Below are 19551 nucleotides of genomic sequence, written 5' to 3' on the forward strand. Positions count from 1 at the left end.
TCCTTTAGTTTTTTATTTTGAATTCATTTTTTGCAAATCTTCAGCAAATTTTTTTGGTGTCACTTTTAAGGAGAATAATTCTGTTAATTCCTTTTGATAAGTGTCAGAATCGTTACTTTCTAATAGTGTATTAAACCATAGTGTAGTTGTCTTTGCTTGCTTAAGATTTTTAACTATTTGTCTTGTTAATGGATCAATTTTAGATTCATCTACACTAACATTCCAAGTTGGTATACCAGCACCTGCCAAATAAGCTTCTCTTGAATGGTTTTCAGTAATATATTTAAGAAGTTTAACAGCTTCAGCCTTATGCTTTGTATTTGAACTTACATAAAAACCTTCTGCTGCCCCACCTGTAAAATCATTTATATCTCCTTTTCCACCTTCAATAATCGGAAATCTTAAAGCAAGAATCTTACCTTTGACCTTGCAATCCTCTTTTTGAATATTACCAGCAGTCCAGCTTCCATTTACATACATTGGAATTTTACCTTCATAAAAAGGCATTTCTGATTCATCTCTTGTTAAACCAAGTGCTCCATCATTAAAGGCTTTAAGCTTTACTAATTCTTGAAATTTTGCAGCGGCATCTATTATACCAGGATTAACATAGCTGCCCTTCTTATTAAGTGCCTCTTCACAGGCCTTAGGTCCTGCATCACGAACAGCCATAATATCAAAATATTGTGTAGTAGGCCATTCATCCTTAGCTCCTACTGTCATAGGCGTAATTCCTTTGGCTCTAAAGGCCTTAACTGCAGTTATTAATTCACTAAAGTTTTCAGGAATCTTAATTCCATTTTTATCAAACATTTCTTTATTTACAAAAAACACAGCAGTTGCTTGCGTATAAGGCAGTCCATATACTTTTCCATTGAAGGTCATGTTTGTTAATACTCCTGGCAATAACTTTTCTTTAGTGCCATCCTTTAAATAATCATCCAAATCCAAAACCTTTCCTGCATCTACAAAACTTTTCAAGTATCCTCCTGCTTGAGAATAAAAAACATCTGGAAGTTCATTAGCCGCAGCTGCAGTCTTAATTTTAGTGTCATAAGCCTTAGCTTCCGTTTCATCAATATCTAACTTAATATTTGGATTTGCTTTTTGAAAATCATCAAGCACTTTAAGGAATGGTTTTCTGTTAGATTCACTGTCGGAAGCCCATATATGCCATAATTTTAATGTAACCTGCTTTGAGCCAGCTTTATCCCCATTATCACCTGAAGAACTCCCACAACCAGCTATACTGGTTAATAACAATAAAGTTACAGATAACGTTGTAATTTTTTTTAAAATACGATTCATACCTCTCACCCCAAAATTAATATAGTTTTTTTACACTCTAATTTTAATCCACTATAAACCTTGTTTGAACGTAAAATATTTACTTAAATAAGTAGTATTTTTACATATATTAATCGTTTTCATTTTATGCTTATATCAAACTTTAGAAATAAAAAATTTAGGGGCCATTGCCTTTTTTGCAACAGCCCCTTTAAATTATTTGAGTTTTTTTAAAATCACTTACAGATATTCCTGTATATTTTTTAAAGCACTTCCCAAAATAATTAGGATCATGTACTCCTATTTTTTCACATACCTCATATGCCCTTAAATCCGTTTTTTTTAATAATTCTATAGCCTTTTCGATTCTAATTTTTGTTAGGTACTCTATAAAGCTATGACCTATTTCTTGTTTAAATACTCTACATAAATAACTTGGATTTAAATAAAATTTATTTGCTATACTTGAAAGTGAAAGTTCAGAATCAGAAATATTTTTTTGAATATATTCTACTATTTCAACAAAAACCTTATTAACTTTTTTTGCTCTAGCTCCTTTGATCGAATTAATTGCGGCTAAAACAAACCTAATTAGATATTCTCTCATTTCATTAATAGTATCAATTTTAAGTATAGCATTATATGGAAACTCCCCTGTTTGCAACATATTCTCATAATTTAAGCCCAGTTCAGCTATTGAATTAAAGACCATAGTTACAATATTAATTGATACAACTCTTACTTGTCCAATATTATAATTTTTATCAATATAGCTATCTTTGAATATTTTATCAATTACCGCTACAGCTTTTTCATCAACTCCTGCTTTTATATAAAAGGCAAGTTCCATACTTTTTTCATTCATTATGTCTAAACCTTGATTATCAATGCTCATATCATTAAAACAAATAACTTGATTTTTCCCATAAACCTCTTTATAGTTTAATGCCTCTAAAGCTTCTCTATATGATTTTTTTATATTTTTTAAATCTTTATAAGCATTGCCTATACCAACACATACATAACATTTAATCCTATTTATCAGCAAATCTTTAATATTCTCACAGCTAAATATAATATCTATTTTAGGATTACTGTTTAAAATAACTATATTGCGACTATTATCAACAATTACATATACATCTTCATACTCTTGAAAATATTTTTTAACTATTTCTGTACAAGCAAAATCTAATAGAGCATCCTCTTCTTCACTTTTAGACTTCTCACTATCAATATGCGAAATTCCAATTAATGCAATTTGATTATGCTTACTAAGGCTCTCCACTGAAAAATATAAAAGTTTATCTATAATATCACCAGCAGTATAACTCCTTTGAAGCAAATCATTTAAAAATTTTTCCTTCAAATATGGAAAGTTTTCTTCTAATCTTTTTTTGAGCTTTGCATATTTTTCCCAATCAATTCTTTCACTTTCAATCTTATTTTTTATATTTTCAACGGATTTTCTAAGTTCTGATCTTTTTATTGGCTTTAATAAAAAATCATCTATTCCTATTTTTATTCCTTCCTTTGCATATTCAAATTCCTCATAAGCCGTTAAAACAATAATTTTTATGTGTGGATATTTTTCTGTAGCTTTCTTACTAAATTTTAGTCCATCCATAAATTGCATCCGTATATCAGTAATTATAATATCATAATTAAAACTTTCAAGCATATCCAAGGCTTCTTGACCACTAGACGCCTCCCCTGCAATTTGCATACTGAGTTCTTCCCAATTAATGCACTTTTTAATTAAATTTCTCGTATTTTCTTCATCATCCACGACCAATATTTTTATAAAACTATTCTCCATCCTTACCCCTCACTTTTATAGGAATTGTAATAGTAACCTTAGTTCCATATCTTTTGCGGCTTTGAATTTCATATACTTCTGACCTTCCATAAAAAATTCTTAATCTTTCTATAGTTCCTCTTAAACCAAAACTCAAATCATTACTGCCAATTTTATCTCCTACGACCTTGTCAAGTTCTTCCTCTGTCATTCCAACACCATTGTCCTCTATTGATATTTTAACTAAACTGTCTATTAGCAAGGCTGTAAGCTTTATATTTCCCTTCTCTCCTTTTGGCTTTATACCATGATATAATGCATTTTCTGCAATAGGCTGCAATACTAGCTTTAATATTTTAAGCTCCAGCACCCTTTCATCAATATCGTATATATCCGTAAAAATATCTCCATATCTTAACTTTTGCAATAAGAAATAATTTTTTACTATATCAATTTCTTCACCTATAGTAATTACCTCTCTTCCTTTGCTAAGGCTGGATCTATAGTAGCTACCTAAGGCTTCTAAGGCTTCATATACTTCCTCACACTTTCCTGATAGTGCAAGATAGCCCATAGCATCTAAGGTATTATACAAAAAATGAGGTTTTACTTGAGCTTGCAGCACGTTTAATTCTGCCTTTCTCTTTACCCTCTGTTCCTCAATAATTTTATTGATAAGCTTTTCAATTTCAAAAACCATAATATTATAGCCATCTCTAAGCTTACCAATTTCATCATTACCAGCTTCAATATCCACCCTTCTAAATTCGCCATTTTCTATTCCCTTCATAGATTTTAAAAGCTTTTTTATAGGATTAGTAATTAACCTAGATATTGAAACTGCTCCAACAAATAAAAATATTCCGTTTACTATAGTAATGGCAAATATTATAAAATAAATTCTACTTAATTGTTTTGAAAGTTCACTAAAAGGTATTTTACTAACAATAACCCAATTATAATCTTTAATTTTCAACAAAGAAAATATATAATCCTGCCCTTTAACCTTTTCAATTATTGAATTATAATCTTTTTCCCCACAGGCTTTTACTAATTTTTTTGCCACAACTTCACTTATTTGATTAAAATCAGATACGTCCTTTGGATTAACTATTGATTGATTATTTTCATCCATAAGCAAAATATTAGTTCCATTTTTACTTACAATATCCTTGTAACAATTAACAAAATAACTTTCGTTTATATTTATAACAAGCGTTCCTATTGGTTTTTGTGATTCAATATCATTTATTACTCTAATTAAAGACACATAGTTTTCCTTAGTATTTGAATTTGCTTTTTTTCCAGCATTTAATTTTAATATATAATAACCTTTTCTATCCATAATGGTTTTATACCAACTTGCATCCTCAATTTTATCAACATTAAAATTCGCTCTAGACTGCTTGTCTATGTAATATTTATTACCAAAGTTATCATAGATATAAACTGCAGATACATTATTCATTGAATCTATAATACTGCTTATATATCCATTCATAGCAATCTGAACATTAATATCATTTCCATCATTAGGATTTTTCAATATTGCTTGTATATCTCCATTAGATATTATTATTCTTGAATTATTGCTGATATTTTGTATCATAGAATTGATATTTGACTTTATTGTATAAAGCGTTTGAACAGACAGCTCACTAACCTTTTTTGATATAATATCATCATATATTTTTTCATAAATAAAACTACTTAAAATTACTGAAAAAATCATTAACATAAGATATATAATTGCTATTTTATAACTTATTTTTAAATCCATGTATTTCCTACGTATAGTTTTTAAATAAATCATTATTATCTTCTCTTTCATCCAGCCCTTTTTATATATAAATTTTACATCTTATGTAATTATTTGTAAATAAAAAAATAAGGTTATTACATTAGCACTTTTTTTTAAGATATACCCTTGTGAAACTTAAAATTCATATGTACCAAAATGACGTCTTCTGGGCATTATGGTACATATGAATTTTAATAGTTGAGCTGGTATATCTATATGCTAATGCAATAACCTCTTACTTTTTTAAAATTACTTCTATTCCTCCTCAATTTCCTCACTAATGCTAACTATTTCATCAATTATACTTCCAATATACTCAATAGTGTCAAGAAGTGGCTTATCTGTAGTAATATCTACTCCTGCCATTTTTGCAAGTTCTACTGGTGTTTTAGTTGATCCTGCTGAAAGTACCGCTTTCCAATCATCTATAGCTGGCTGCCCTTCTTTTAAGATTCTTTTACTAACTTCCGTTGCTATAGTAAGTCCTGCACTATAAGTATAAGAATATAGTCCCATATAATAATGCGGCTGCCTCATCCATGTTAACTCTGCCCCGTCAATTATCTTTACATCTTCTCCCCAGAACTTTTCAAGTACTTCTTTCTTTATTTTACTAAGTGTTGAAGCTTGAACACTTCCGCCTTCATCGATTATTTTGTAAACTTCTCTTTGATATGCTGCTTCTAAAAGATGAGTAACAAAATTATGATAATAAGTATGTCCAATCATTGAAGCTAAAACCCATCTTCTAAATCTTTTATCTTTGCTATTCTTTAAAAGATAATTTGCCATTATAAGTTCATTCATGGTAGATGGAGACTCTACAAAATATGTGGAAACATTGGTATCAAATATATTTTGACTATTGTTACATAATCTAAAGTGACCTGCATGTCCAAGTTCATGGGCTAAAGTAAATACTTCTGCCATTTTTTCACTCCAAGATAATAGTATAAAGGAATGAGTTCCATAAGGACTTGCACAAAAGCCTCCTGTTGACTTTCCCTTATTTTGTGCAAAGTCAATCCATCTCTCATTGTAAGCTTTTTTTACCATTTCTAAGTAATCATCGCCAAATACAGCTAAAGCACCTTCAATATATTTTTTAGATTCTTCTATAGTTACATTAGGATCATATTCTGGATCAACAGCAAGCTTTAAATCTGCAAAAGTCATTTCATCAAGCTTGTGTATTTTCTTGATTAGCTTTGCATATTTTCTCATATGAGGTGCTAATTTCTCGGTTATAAGATCTATCTGTCTGTTATACAAATCCCTGTCAATTTTTTGAGGAAACAACAAGCTATCTATAACAGAGTCAAATCCTCTTAGGCTTGCAATAGTTTTTTCTTTTTGAACTTGTGCTTGGTAAGCTGCTGCTGTAGTATACTCATATTGTTTTAATTTATCTGAAAATGCCTTAAAAGCCGCCCTACGCACTTTTGTATTATTTTCATATTCATATTCATTTTCAAAAAGAGCATATCCAAGTGGATACTCTTCTCCATCTACCGTAAAATTTTCAAAGTTCATATCTGCAAGTTTAGCTTGCTCATAAATTTTATAAGGTACCTCAAGAGTTGCATTTAATGCCGCTAGTACCCTTTCTACTTCTGGATGAAGAGCATGCTTCTTTTCTCTTTTTTTATCCTTTAAGTAATTACTATTTTCTTTAGATTCACTTATTGCAGCTGTTAAAACGTCATCATCTGCTTGAATAATTTCACTTTCTATAAAGCTTAGTCTACTTTCAATATCAGATATTATGTTGATTATTTTAGAATCTCTATCTTGATTTTCATTATTTGTATAATCTACTGAAACTGCAAGATTAACGTAAGAACCTGTAAGATAAATAATTTCATATAATTTTCTTAGCTCATCCAAGCATTCATTAATTTTACTTGCCGTGCTCAATTTGCCTTTATAAGCTTTTTCCATTTTTGAAGCAAGTTCTTTCATTTCCTTTACAGCTGCTTCAAACTCTTCATTTGTAGCATAAATAGCACTTAAATCCCAAGTAAGTGCTTCATCTACATCTTTTCTTTCCTTTAAAACTTTTGACATTTTTAACGCCCCCTTATATTAATACAACTTGTATTTTATATCTTTTGAGAGGTTACGTCTATAGGTAATTGTAAAAAATGCCATTTTCTAAGTTTTTAATATCTATTATACTCAAAAATACCCTATAGCTTAGATTTTTTTAATATCGATTCTATAGGGTACATTTTAAAACTGTCCATGGCCTTATTTTATTTTTTCTAAAATAAAGTCCACTGCTAATACTGTTACATCTTTTAGTTTCTCTGTAAACCAATGATCCTGACCTTCAATCAAATGTAATGTGCTATTGTCATATACCCCTTTGTATCTTTTTGATGCAATACAGTTAACAACATCATCAGCTGTTCCATGAATAAGGCATACAGGTCCTTTGTACTGAGCTGAAGTCTCATAAATTGGCAAATGCTGTGCAATGCTGAAGTATAAGCTGTTTAAACGTTTATCAAAAAACTCAACATATTCTGGAATATTCTTAGGATTATAGCTTACATTCATTAGTGTACCAATTATCGCATCATCCTTTAAGGTTGCAGCCGGTGCCATCTGTACTAGGCATGCAATCTCATATGGATAGAAGCCAGCAATCATGCCTGCAACAACTCCTCCCTGGGAATGTCCAAGTATACTTATGTTTTGAACAAAATCAAGTTTTTTTGCATAACGTAAGATTTCTCTAGCATCCTCTATCTCATTCATAACAGTCATATCCTCAAACAAACCATCACTTTCTCCATGACCATTAAAGTCAAATCTCACAGATGCGATACCATTCTTAAGTAATTCTTGTGCAATACTTAAATGCATAGGCTCATTTCGATTTCCAGTAAAACCATGCATGATAATAACAAGAGGACATTTTTCTCCTTCTCTAAGTTCAGGTTTTTCAAGTGTTCCTACTAAATTCAAGCCTGCTCTTTTAATTTCTACAATTTCCATAATATATTCACTCCCTTTTAATTATACAAATTTTTTATTTTATAATTCTTTAGTATTTTCTGGGTTAAAGCCAGTAAGCAAAATGGCTATTTTTAAAACTATTGGAATAGCAATTAAAATTGCAAGAGTTCCAAAAACATAAAAGTATGGTATACACTTTAGCCAAATAGGCATCATACCAGTTCCAAATGCTATAAATTGACATATTAAGCTAATAACCGTAATCAAACAAAATCCTATAACTAGTGATGATACTAAATGTCTTAGAAATTTATTTTTACACCCTAATGCATTGGCTAATTTATCTCCCCAAGCTACAGCTGGCAATAAATCTCCTACTAAATATCCAATTCCCAAACTCAAAATCACATTTTGAAAAAATGCTATTAATGAAACTGCATGCAATAAATTTAATGCTACGGTTGTCATTACTATTCCGATTATAAGATTCATACCAAAATTCATAATTGACCCAAAACGTTCTTTTCTTAACATAAAACTTACCTCCCAATAATATTTTTCCCCATGGAATTGACTGCTATATTTTAGCTATAGTTCAAGTTTAGAAATCGTTTACATTTCTCTAGTTTTGAAGCTTCAACTTATCCCTTAAAATTAAGTTTTCAATTTAGTTACTACTTTATATGTTTTGAAATTTCTGTAAAAACCACTCCTAATCCATATGCTCCTGCATCCGCATACCCTAAACTTCTATTTCCAACTGTTCCTGCACGCCCCATACGTGCTACAATTTTTTCAGTTTTTCTAGCACCTTCAACAGCTGCTTTAGCTCCCCTTTCAAAAGCTTCTTTAAAACTAATGTCTGCTTTAGCACACTCCTTCCAAGCATCCGCGCATGGTACTAATGCATCTATTAATGTTTTATCTCCAACTACAGCTCCTCTTCCAAAAGAACGTTCTCCAGTAGATTGAATTCCTACGACTGCTGCATTCATCATTTCTGCAAATTCTGAAACTGTTAACTCATTCTTTGTCTCAACTTGCTTTCCTGCTGCTCTAAATGCTGACCCCCATATTGGTCCTGATGCCCCTCCGCAGTTTTCCATTATTACTAATGAACACTTTTTTAAAAATTCACCAATAGTCATATGCTCTTCTGAAAGAATTTCTTTCCACTCCCGCTTTAACTGTTTAAAGCCTTTAGCTACACTCATACCAAAATCCCCATCTCCAGCATAAGAATCTAACTCACAGAATGGAACTTCATTTTTAATAATAACCTCACTCATATTATCCATAATGTAAACCATATTATTTAAAGTTACTTTTTCATTATTAATACATGCAAAACTATCACAAGTTTCTATATCAAATGACACTTCATGTTCTATATCAGAATTAGCTTCTAAGCTTACATATTCAACAGCTTCTACTGGTCCTGAAACTTTAAATGCTGGAGTATCGCTTTCTTCCGATAATAACTTTTTAAGTTGCTCATCTAACTTCATTATTGATACAGAAGCACCCTGCATATCTATACTTGTCATAAAATTACCTACAAAGGTTCTACTTATTTTAATATTTCTCTTTGCCAATTCTCCAGTAACAGAATTATTAAATAAGTATAATTCTTGCAATGGAGTTCCACCAAATCCATTTATTAGCAAAGCTACTTCAACATTATCTTTTTTAGTAATTTTCATATCATTTAAAATAGATTCTACTATTCTTTCTGCTAATTCATCAGCTGTGGTCACCTTTTCCCTCTTAATCCCAGGTTCTCCATGAATTCCGACTCCAAATTCCATTTCATCTTCTGCCAATTCAAAAGTTGGTGTTCCTTTGGCTGGTACGGTACAAGATGAAAATGCGAATCCTAAACTTCTAACATTTGAAACAGCCTTTTCCGCAATCCCCTTAACTTCTGCTAATGATAACCCTAATTCCGCTGCTGCGCCTGTAACCTTGTGCACTAAAACTGTTCCAGCAACTCCACGACGTCCTACAGTATATAAACTATCTTCAACTGCAATATCATCATCTACTTTAACATAATCAACTTTAATTCCATCTTCACTTGCTAGATAAGCTGCATTTTTAAAATTCATTACATCTCCACTATAATTCTTGATAATTAATAAAGTACCATTTTCACTAGCAGTAGCTTTTATTGCTTCATAAACTTGAATTTGAGATGGTGAAGCAAATACATCTCCACAAACTGCTGCATCTAACATTCCTTTTCCTATAAAGCCTGCGTGAGTTGGTTCATGTCCACTTCCACCACCACTTATTAAAGTAACTTTGTTTTGGTTTATATTTTTTTTCTTTAATATCTTAAATTTTTTTATAAATTCTAATTCCGGATGTGCCATAGCCATACCATTACACATTTCCATCACTACAGTTTCCGGGCTATTTATTATCTTTTTCACTATTTATACACCTCTTTTCCTTGTAATTCTTGCCTATCCTATCTGCTGCAATAATTGCCGCTGCTACAGCTTCAACCGTTATTGGAAATGGCATAGAATGAATTGATTCTTCCTTAATACATGCCTTTTTAGCAACCTCCATAATTTCATCTTCTGTAATGCTGTCTACTCCAATATCTGATAAACAAACTGGTAGTCCAATTTCTAAACAAAAATCTAATACTTGGTTTAGTTCTTCTGTAGCTGCATTTTCTAATATTAATTGTGCGATTGTACCAAATGCAACTTTCTCACCATGAAAATATTTATGCGTACCCTCTAGTATAGTTAAGCCATCCTGAATTGCATGAGCTGCAGCTAATCCACCACTTTCAAAACCAAGTCCTGATAAAAGAATATTGGCTTCTATAATATTTTCTAATGACTGTGTAACTAAATTGCAATCACAAGATATTTTTGCCTTTGCTCCATCTTTAATAAGAGCTTCAAAACATAACTTTGCAAGTGCTAATGCTGTGTTAGTTCCCTTTGCTTCTCCGCATATTCCTTCTCTATATCCACATGGTAAGCCTGCATTTACGTTAGAATATGAGTTTGAAGTTGCTCTTGCTTCAAAATAAGTTGATAATGCATCTCCCATTCCTGAGACTAAAAAACGAGTTGGAGCATTTGCAATTACTGTTGTATCTATCAAAACTACACTTGGGCTTTGTTTAAAGTAAGCATAATCATCAAATGCTCCTTCTTGTGTGTAAAGTACAGCTGAATGACTTGTTGGTGCATCTGTAGCAGCTATAGTTGGGACTACTATTAATGCTTCTCCTTCTGCAACACATTTAGCAGTATCAATTGCCTTACCACCACCAAGTCCAATTGTGCAAGAACATCCTTTTTCCTTAGCCTTTTTTTGTAATCTTGATACTTCTTGCCTAGAACATTCTCCGTTAAATCCACTTTCTACAAAAGTAATTCCAAATTTCTCACAAGTTTTATCTAATTTATCTTTTACACGTTCAAAATCATCCTTATGAGCTATTAGTAAAGCTGATTTTCCAAAAGTTTTGACAAAATAACCTAAATTTAACAATTCATCTTCACCTTGTACATATTTCGTTGGACAAATAAATGCTTTTCTCATAATAATTTTCCCTCCAAATTCAAACTTTTTATGTGTTTAATTTAATTAAATTATAATATCGTTTACATAAAAATGCATTGAACTATAATGACAAAAAAATACGATTTTACATCGTATTTTTTTGTCATAAAACTAATTTATTGTATTTTTAAACCTTATAAAATTCTACATACTTAGTTGAAAACTTATATGCGTTAATAAAGCAAAATTTTAATCTATTTTTTCTTACAATACTTTCTATAAACAAATGGTGTTACACCCTCATACTTTTTAAACGTTTTTATAAAATACCCGGTCTCAGTAAATCCAAGTTCATCACTAATTTCATTAATATGCATATCTGTCTCTTCTAAAAAACTCTTTGCCCATTCAATCTTCAATTTAGATACATAGGTTGAAAAATTTTCTCCAGTTTCTTTTGTAAATACCCTACTAAAATAACTTGGGCTAATATGACAGAGCTTAGCCATACTATCTAATTTAACATTTTCACTTTTATTCTCATAAATATAGTCTATTGCTGGTTTTAAAATATTATTTACTGAAAACTTTCTCTCATTACTTAGAGGATCTTCATGAATATAATTATTTATTATAGCATTGGACATTTCCTTTTTTACATTTTCAATATTTTTTATTGTATAATCTGTTAGCGTATCTAAATCTGTTTCCGCTTGACTTTTTATGATCTTTTTGTACATCTCTGACAGCAAGTTTTTTTCCAGTGCTTCTTCTACTAAATAGTTACATAAAACAAATAGCATATCTGCATTTCTTTTCACTTCATCATAAGATAAAACAGGCAATTCATCATAATACTCCTTAAAATCATCTAGCGCCTTTTTGGCCATTGAGTCTTTAGATGTAACTACAATTTGTTCTAATACATCTATATCCTTAGCATCTGATAATTTTACTTGCCCCGCCATAACTGCTCCAATATACTTATCTCCTATCATTATTGGAATAGCTATATCTATTATATTATAATGGCATAAATATATATATGGTTCATTTAAACGAACTGCCTCAAGACCTCCTCTAGAATCACACTTTTGGCAGTTTTCCCTAAGCTTTGTATTATCTCTTACTTCCTTACAAAATCTATGACAACCACTATGCTTAGTGACTGGATTCCCCTTATAATCTACAATTATTATTGCCATCCTTGTAACCGCTGCAACAGACTCCTGTAAATCATTCCATTTTTCTAAATTTATGAGCTTATTTAGATCAAAATTATTTTTCATCAATTCTCTGCTCCTCCTCTCTTCTTGTTATCCCAAGTCATTAATTTCAATAAGTTTAAAAGCATTGTAATTCTGTAAAATTCATTACAAACGCCTTATATTATAGTTTTTGATATCGATATATAAGAAATTATATATTTTTAATTTTCCATAATCAAGAGTTCACTTAATATACTTATCCACAAAATACTTTTCATTCCTAAGGAAAAAACCCACCAACAAAATTATGTATTGTCGTGGGTTTCTCTGGCAGATACATAATCCACCATTTAATTATTTATAGTTCTATTATTTCTAATTGCACTTAACATTTTGTATTCATATTGTAGTTATAGTTTCTTTATATGTTTGAAAACTGTTTTTGCTACAAATTAAGTCAATAGCTATTGATATTCTTACATTTTAGCTTGATAGTTGCATTTATCTTCTCTTCTTACTACTCATCATTCCTTTAATCTAATTTTTCACCATTTGATGCAATTACTTCTTTATACCAATTAAAGGACTCTTTCTTTGATCTTTTTAATGTTCCATTTCCTTCATTGTCTTTATCAACATAGATAAATCCATAACGCTTTTTCATTTCACCAGTTCCTGCTGATACTAAATCTATACATCCCCATGGAGTATATCCCATTAAATCAACACCATCTTCATCTACTGCCTTTATCATTTCTTTTATATGAGCCTTTAGGTATTCAATACGGTAAGTATCATGTACCATCCCATCTTCTCCAATTTCGTCTATAGCTCCAAATCCATTTTCTACTATGAATAATGGAAGATGATACATATCAGTAAACCAATTTAATGCATATCTAAGTCCTTCTGGATCAATCTGCCATCCCCATTCAGATGCCCTTACATATTCATTTCTTACTAAGTCTCTTGTTTCATCATATTCAAATGATTCGTTTCCTTCATGGTACTTAGCTGCAAATGACATGTAATAACTAAAGCCTATATAATCAACGCATCCTTCTTTAAGATCTTTTGCATCTTGCTCAGTAAAATCTAAATTTATGCCCTTGTGTTTAAGATATTTATTAATGTGCTCTGGATATTCACCATGTACATGTACATCTGTAAAATAGTATCTCTTCTGCATTGCTTTTTGAGCCATCAATATGTCTTTTGGCGCACATGTTGCCGGATAAATAGGACACATTGCAATCATACATCCAATTTTTAAATCTGGATTTATTTCATGTCCAATTTTTACTGCACGTGCACTTGCTACAAGTTCATAGTGAGCGGCTTGATACATTATTGCTTCACGATCTTCACCAGCTTTATACAAAACACCTGAATTTGTAAATGGTGCAAAATCTCTCTTATAATTTGCCTGGTTATTTATTTCATTAAAAGTCATCCAATATTTCACTTTATTCTTGTAACGCTCGAAGCATACCCTAGCGAATCTTTCAAAGAATCCAATTAGTTTTCTATTACGGAAACCTCCGTATTCTGTGACAAGATGATATGGTAGTTCAAAATGCGATAAAGTAATAACTGGTTCTATACCATACTTTAGACATTCATCAAATAAATCATCATAAAATTTTAATCCTTCCTCATTTGGCTCTAATTCATCACCCTGTGGAAAAATTCTTGTCCACGCTATGGATGTTCTGAAACATTTAAATCCCATTTCTGCAAAAAGAGCAATATCTTCTTTATAATGATGATAGAAATCAATAGCTTCATGATTAGGATAATATTCTCCTTCTAAAATTCCTTCTGTAATCTTACGATTCACTCCATTTGCTCCTGCTGTCATTACATCGGCTACACTGATTCCTTTGCCACCCTCTCTATAGGCGCCTTCAAGTTGATGAGCAGCTACTGCTCCTCCCCAAAGAAAATTATTTGGTAACTTTGTCACTTTAATCCCCTCCATTTATACAGTGAAATCAATTCAACTACAGATAAGCCATTTCAACTATTAAAATTCATGTGCACCATAATGCCCAGAATATGGCATTTTTGTACAAATAAATTTTAAGTTTCAAGGTGGTTTATCTTTATATATGCACCATAATTCCTTGAATATTGGTATTTTGGAACATAACTAGTTTAAGTTTCATAATGGTTTCACTATACTTATTCTATAAATATTAGTTATACGTTTTCAAAATATAACTAACACCTCTTATAGGAGGATGTGAAAAAAGGTATTCTATAGGTTTTACTATAGATAAACCATTTCAACTATTAAAATCCATGTGCATCATAATGCCCAAAAGCCGGCATTTTGATACAAATAAATTTTAAGTTTCAAGGTGGTTTACCCTTATACCGCACATAAAGCCTATAGAGCTGCTAATAAAAAAGAATACCTATATTTTTCACATGCTCCTATATATATAATACATAAAATTCCTACACATTTAAATAGCATCTTTTTTTGTATTCAAAGGAAAAACATTATATATATAAACAAAGTGAACTCAAAAGGATTCGCTGCTCTCATAACTTTTATACATAAAAAAATGTGAATTTCGAAGAACTCACATTGTAAACTGCTCTAACTATTCCTTTCTCTCCAATTCTTTAAGTAAATCCTTTATTGCAATATTATCTTGTATTACATCTTCATCAAAGTATTCACCCCAAGGAATTTTATTTACCTTCAATATATATATGAAATCATTTAGTGATAGCTCTGCAATTTCTGCTGCTCTAGCAATGGAAACTGTTTTTGCTACAAATAAACTAATAGCTATTGATATTTTCACATTATGGGATAAACTATTTCCGTGTGCCAGATCATCGAGAAGTGGCAGCAGGTCAGAAGATATTTGAACATCTATACTAGATTCTTTTAAAACCATGCTTAACCCCTCCATTTAATTGTTTATAGGTTTATTATATTCTAATTATATCTTATTATCTATTATTTTATATTCATACTTAATTATTTCTAGTATACTTCTTTACAGCACTTATATTTTTACTGACATATGCAAATAATAAACATTATTTATGTAAAAGGTGATTATTATGACTAAGGCTATTTTTAAAAGAATGTTGATATGAGCTTATGGCATTAATGGACTCTAAGAATTGCTCGTTTACAATTTGCTACCCATTTAGATACATCATCCTGATGCCTAAATGGCTTTGACCGTCCTAGTCAAAATTACGCAAATTATAAACGAACAATCCTAAGAGTCCATAAAAGCCAACACATCACATCAACATTCTTCTAAAAATAGCTAAGCGTACTAAATGAATCTATGTTTTAAATAAGTGTGAAAATCAACACTTATTTAAAACATAGCCTAACAAAAAGAAAAATTATAATAAATCAAAACATAAGGATTCTTATACTTATTGTTTAAAATATAGGAGCATGCGAAAAATATAGGTATTCTTTTTTATGAGCCACTCATAAGACTTTATGCGCGGTATAGTAAAACCTATAGAATACCTTTTTTCACATCCTCCTACAATGATGCTATTAATTTGTTGGAACAAATATCTGATTATCTAATAATTTCTTGTAAAAAGCAAAGAGCTAAATTAATCTTGAAAAAATATAAAAACGTAACGCCTAGAAATGGCAGATATTCAAGTGAAATGTTGAAATTAAAAAATGAGTTTTATGATGAGTTTATGATGATAAAATAAAATTATAAAAACTATTCATATATAGGCGAAACCCACGACAAAACTGTCGTGGGTTTTAATGGTGGAGGCGAAGCGGTGGGCGAAATCCACCCTGAACACACCAACTTTATTTACTACAATTTAACTACCTTAATACCCTCAAATGCCTTTGCAAGGAACAATCCCATTATTAACAGTCCTAGAAAAGCTTCAACTATTGTTAATAATCTAACTTCTATGGCAGATTCCATTGATTGCATATGCTGTCATTGCTGCCATTCCAATCTACTCTCATTGTTCCAACTCTTGTTTTCTCATCAATTTCAAATATTATTCCTTTTACTAAATCTTTATCCATTATTAATCCTCCATCTTATCAATAGTCTTCTTGCAAAATCATTGTAACGTAATTTATACTGTCAATAACATATACCTTTATAACATCAGTAATTTCAATATCTGAAAGTTCTATAGAATACTTTTCTTTATATTTAGATACTTCCTGTTCATGCTCTATTATTATTTTGTTATTACCCTCTTTTGATATTTTAAAGATTTGCAAGTAATCTACTTTTACTTTGTTCTTTAGTTCATCTATTAAATTCCACATTATAAGTTGTAGTCTAATATCTATTGCTAAATTTGCCACTCTGCTTACATACCTATTTTCTTTATTGAACATTTTTCATCATCCTATCTTCGAAATTTTTATTACATCTAATCCTAGTTTTATATTAAAATACTCTTATAGATTTCACCCTAATATAGAAGAAAATCCTAATCGCTATTAACTTAGCAATTAGGATTTTTTATTACTACTCAATTCTTCTTTTAGCATATTAATGAATTCATCAGAAAATATTTTGCTTTGGATAGCTTTTTTTATTAACTCTAGCAACTGCATTTCAGTTACATCTAGAATTCTTGGAATGTACCTATTATCACCTCTTACAGTATCTTTATATAGTGCGAACCTTATTTCTGCACGTCTCTTCTCCTTAACTTCAATTCGCTCTATACAACTATAGTAATCATCGTCCTTTATGCTCACTTTTTCATAAACTTTACAGTAGCTTGTCTCATGTATTATTTTACTTTGTTTTGCCATAATTATAACTCCTTTAGATATCTCGTGTACAAGGTATTATAAGCTCCTTAGTTGAAAACACTACAATGGAATAATCATCGGATAATAGAAAAAGTGATGAATAGTAATCAATACCATCATCACTCTTTATAATATCTGTATATTCTGGAAGTAGTCCTTTTATACTATTAGCTTTTATTTATGCAACATCTTTTTGTGATTCCAATAGTGCTATATATCCCCCTAGGTCTTTCTCTACATCTCTATTAGCACCATAGTTATCGTCTAGCAGTGTTATTATTTCTTCTGCCTTTAATACTTCATTTGAGTATTTTTGTTTTAGCTCCTCTAATCGTTCTTTTTTTGTATAGCTTTATCATCTTTATTACCTCCTTGAAATAGAAAAAGGAATATTCAAAGCCTTATATGTTGCCCTAAATATTCCTTTTACATATATTAGTCAATTCTATAATATATTTTTGAAGTTTCTGATTATTGCAGCTGTCAATATATAAAGTATTTTTATTTTATCATCTTAACTCTTCCATCATCCAATGTCCTTTTATTCTCTTCAACCATAACTTTATACTTTACCGTAACAGGTAAATTCATATATTAAATTTCTTATTATATAGATAATGAGAAGTTCAGGTAATATGTATATTAACTCTTAATTTCTACATAATAATTTTAAGCGTGTTTCTTATGGATGCTCAATATTAAATTAACCTATTGCATTTTTTACAGCTGGATAATCCCAATAAAGTTGACCATTTTCTCTGTAACACATAGCAGTATGAGTTCCAGTGTTTTTTACTACCTCCGGACACTTTGTTTTATTAACTGTTGCTGCATTATAAAGTACAACAATTTTTAATCCGTCACGCACTGCCTTTTCGCATTCATATTCTATATAGCTACGATAGTCCACAGATTTACCACGTGCACAACTTTGGTTCCAACTATTATAACTATTACAATATTGACATGCTCCACTCCTTACAGTATTTGTATTTTCTCCAACAATTAGTACAAACGTCTTAGATACATCAAATCTTTTTGCTAGTGAAGCCTTAATACTACAATTTAAACTACCATCCCGTGCCTGTGTTAACTCGTGAGCATCAGTAAATGATAAACTCCAATGTTTACTTTCGTTCCACTGATACAGTTTATCAACTGCATCTTTATCCCCTGTCCAATCTCCTGCAATGTAAGTCTTAGTCCTATAAGTCATAATTAAATAGCTCCTTTCACTTAACAAATATTTTACATAACTTCCTTATAAAAAGGATAGTTGTTTATTAATTAATGTTTTCACTACTAAAGCCAAAACAATATAATTACACTTTCCACAAGCCATTATCAATGTTCTTCAATTTAAAAAAGTTTATCTTATCTTTTATTGATTCATGTATTACAATAACAACTTGAGAAGGATATGTAAATTTAATTTTACTTACTTTAAAAGACCAAATTAATAACTCTAAGAGTTCTTGCTCTGAAATCATATTATATTCTTTAAATCTTGTTATTCCTGAGCCTAAAAGAGGAATTGAGATTGAACGACCAGCGTAGATTATATCTACTTCATTCCAGAAATTAATAAGGAAGTTTATATAATCGCTCATATATAAATATGCTCTATTATCCTTATCAAATTTAGAAAATGCTGTTAACAAATAGTCATTATATTGAAAAATAGTTCCAAGCCTGTACTTTTTCTTTTTTCCAGATTTTCGACTATTATTTATTTCTACAATCTTCTCATTGCAATGTTCATCAATATCTATTGATTTGTCTAGCATTTCCAAATTATCTACTAATTTATTAATATATATGCCGTTTAGCGTTTTTTCTGATATAACTTTATTGTCAACTAGAGTATCAAAGTATTCATTAAATGCTATTACCTTAAAATCACTTTCATTAAATATATCACCAATTTTTACATTAACAACAGAGTTGTTTATTTTTAATCTTACTTTATTTAATGAGTTTGCTTTTACCCATAAAACTATATAAATAATAATAAAACTCAAAATAAGGCAAACGCTCGTTCCTAACTTGTAATTATCTGGAATATTAATAAAAATTGAAATAAAAGAAAAAATTATGCTAATAAATGATAATACAGCAAAATATTCCTTTATTAACGCTCTATCAAACAACTTCACTT

The 19551-nt window shown here is 30.3% G+C and carries 17 protein-coding genes; all 17 read right to left on the bottom strand.

What is annotated here, in order from left to right:
- Window positions 1-12: 12 nt before the first annotated feature.
- The gene (locus CUEA01_RS15275) at window positions 13-1308 is read right to left on the bottom strand and encodes an extracellular solute-binding protein (protein WP_234122548.1); all 1296 of its coding nucleotides are present in this window, start codon (window positions 1306-1308) and stop codon (window positions 13-15) included.
- A gap of 190 nt (window positions 1309-1498) precedes the next feature.
- Window positions 1499-3106, bottom strand: a complete 1608-nt coding sequence (locus CUEA01_RS15280; RefSeq protein WP_234122549.1) for a response regulator — start codon at window positions 3104-3106, stop codon at window positions 1499-1501.
- Window positions 3096-4916: a sensor histidine kinase gene (locus CUEA01_RS15285; protein ID WP_234122550.1), complete on the bottom strand. Its 1821-nt coding sequence runs from the start codon at window positions 4914-4916 to the stop codon at window positions 3096-3098. Before CUEA01_RS15285 ends, CUEA01_RS15280 begins: the two co-directional genes overlap by 11 nt.
- Before the next feature lie 225 nt (window positions 4917-5141).
- A complete protein-coding gene (gene pepF / locus CUEA01_RS15290) occupies window positions 5142-6953 on the bottom strand; it encodes an oligoendopeptidase F (RefSeq protein ID WP_234122551.1) in 1812 nt (603 codons plus the stop codon).
- Between the two features lie 183 nt (window positions 6954-7136).
- On the bottom strand, window positions 7137-7889 hold the full coding sequence (locus tag CUEA01_RS15295) for an alpha/beta hydrolase family protein (RefSeq protein WP_234122552.1): 753 nt from the start codon (window positions 7887-7889) through the stop codon (window positions 7137-7139).
- Window positions 7890-7928: 39 nt separating this feature from the next.
- Window positions 7929-8384 (bottom strand): hypothetical protein, encoded by a 456-nt coding sequence (locus tag CUEA01_RS15300; protein WP_234122553.1) that lies wholly within the window; start codon window positions 8382-8384, stop codon window positions 7929-7931.
- Between the two features lie 140 nt (window positions 8385-8524).
- The gene (dhaK, locus tag CUEA01_RS15305) at window positions 8525-10285 is read right to left on the bottom strand and encodes a dihydroxyacetone kinase subunit DhaK (protein WP_234122554.1); all 1761 of its coding nucleotides are present in this window, start codon (window positions 10283-10285) and stop codon (window positions 8525-8527) included.
- Window positions 10266-11423 (bottom strand): glycerol dehydrogenase, encoded by a 1158-nt coding sequence (locus CUEA01_RS15310; protein WP_234122555.1) that lies wholly within the window; start codon window positions 11421-11423, stop codon window positions 10266-10268. Before CUEA01_RS15310 ends, dhaK begins: the two co-directional genes overlap by 20 nt.
- Window positions 11424-11638: 215 nt before the next feature.
- Entirely contained in the window at window positions 11639-12676 is a 1038-nt protein-coding gene (locus CUEA01_RS15315) for a PocR ligand-binding domain-containing protein (protein ID WP_234122556.1), read from the bottom strand.
- Between the two features lie 448 nt (window positions 12677-13124).
- Window positions 13125-14573 (bottom strand): 6-phospho-beta-glucosidase, encoded by a 1449-nt coding sequence (locus CUEA01_RS15320; RefSeq protein ID WP_235699926.1) that lies wholly within the window; start codon window positions 14571-14573, stop codon window positions 13125-13127.
- Between the two features lie 631 nt (window positions 14574-15204).
- Window positions 15205-15507, bottom strand: a complete 303-nt coding sequence (locus CUEA01_RS15325) for a UPF0175 family protein (RefSeq protein ID WP_234122558.1) — start codon at window positions 15505-15507, stop codon at window positions 15205-15207.
- A 912-nt stretch (window positions 15508-16419) separates the two neighbouring features.
- Entirely contained in the window at window positions 16420-16545 is a 126-nt protein-coding gene (locus tag CUEA01_RS24965) for a hypothetical protein (RefSeq protein WP_268906188.1), read from the bottom strand.
- Window positions 16521-16643, bottom strand: coding sequence for a hypothetical protein (locus CUEA01_RS24970; protein WP_268906189.1), 123 nt, complete (start codon window positions 16641-16643; stop codon window positions 16521-16523). The genes CUEA01_RS24965 and CUEA01_RS24970 overlap by 25 nt, the downstream gene beginning before the upstream one ends.
- 18 nt (window positions 16644-16661) lie before the next feature.
- Window positions 16662-16967, bottom strand: a complete 306-nt coding sequence (locus tag CUEA01_RS15335; protein WP_234122559.1) for a DUF960 family protein — start codon at window positions 16965-16967, stop codon at window positions 16662-16664.
- Between the two features lie 117 nt (window positions 16968-17084).
- Window positions 17085-17393 (bottom strand): hypothetical protein, encoded by a 309-nt coding sequence (locus CUEA01_RS15340; protein ID WP_234122560.1) that lies wholly within the window; start codon window positions 17391-17393, stop codon window positions 17085-17087.
- A 703-nt stretch (window positions 17394-18096) separates the two neighbouring features.
- Window positions 18097-18609: a TIR domain-containing protein gene (locus CUEA01_RS15345; protein ID WP_234122561.1), complete on the bottom strand. Its 513-nt coding sequence runs from the start codon at window positions 18607-18609 to the stop codon at window positions 18097-18099.
- Window positions 18610-18715: 106 nt separating this feature from the next.
- Complete coding sequence (locus tag CUEA01_RS15350; RefSeq protein WP_234123366.1) at window positions 18716-19549, bottom strand: macro domain-containing protein; 834 nt, start codon at window positions 19547-19549, stop codon at window positions 18716-18718.
- Window positions 19550-19551: the final 2 nt, after the last annotated feature.

It is taken from the genome of Clostridium hydrogenum (genome assembly GCF_021432385.1).
In the GTDB taxonomy this organism is placed as follows: Bacteria; Bacillota; Clostridia; order Clostridiales; family Clostridiaceae; genus Clostridium_S; species Clostridium_S hydrogenum.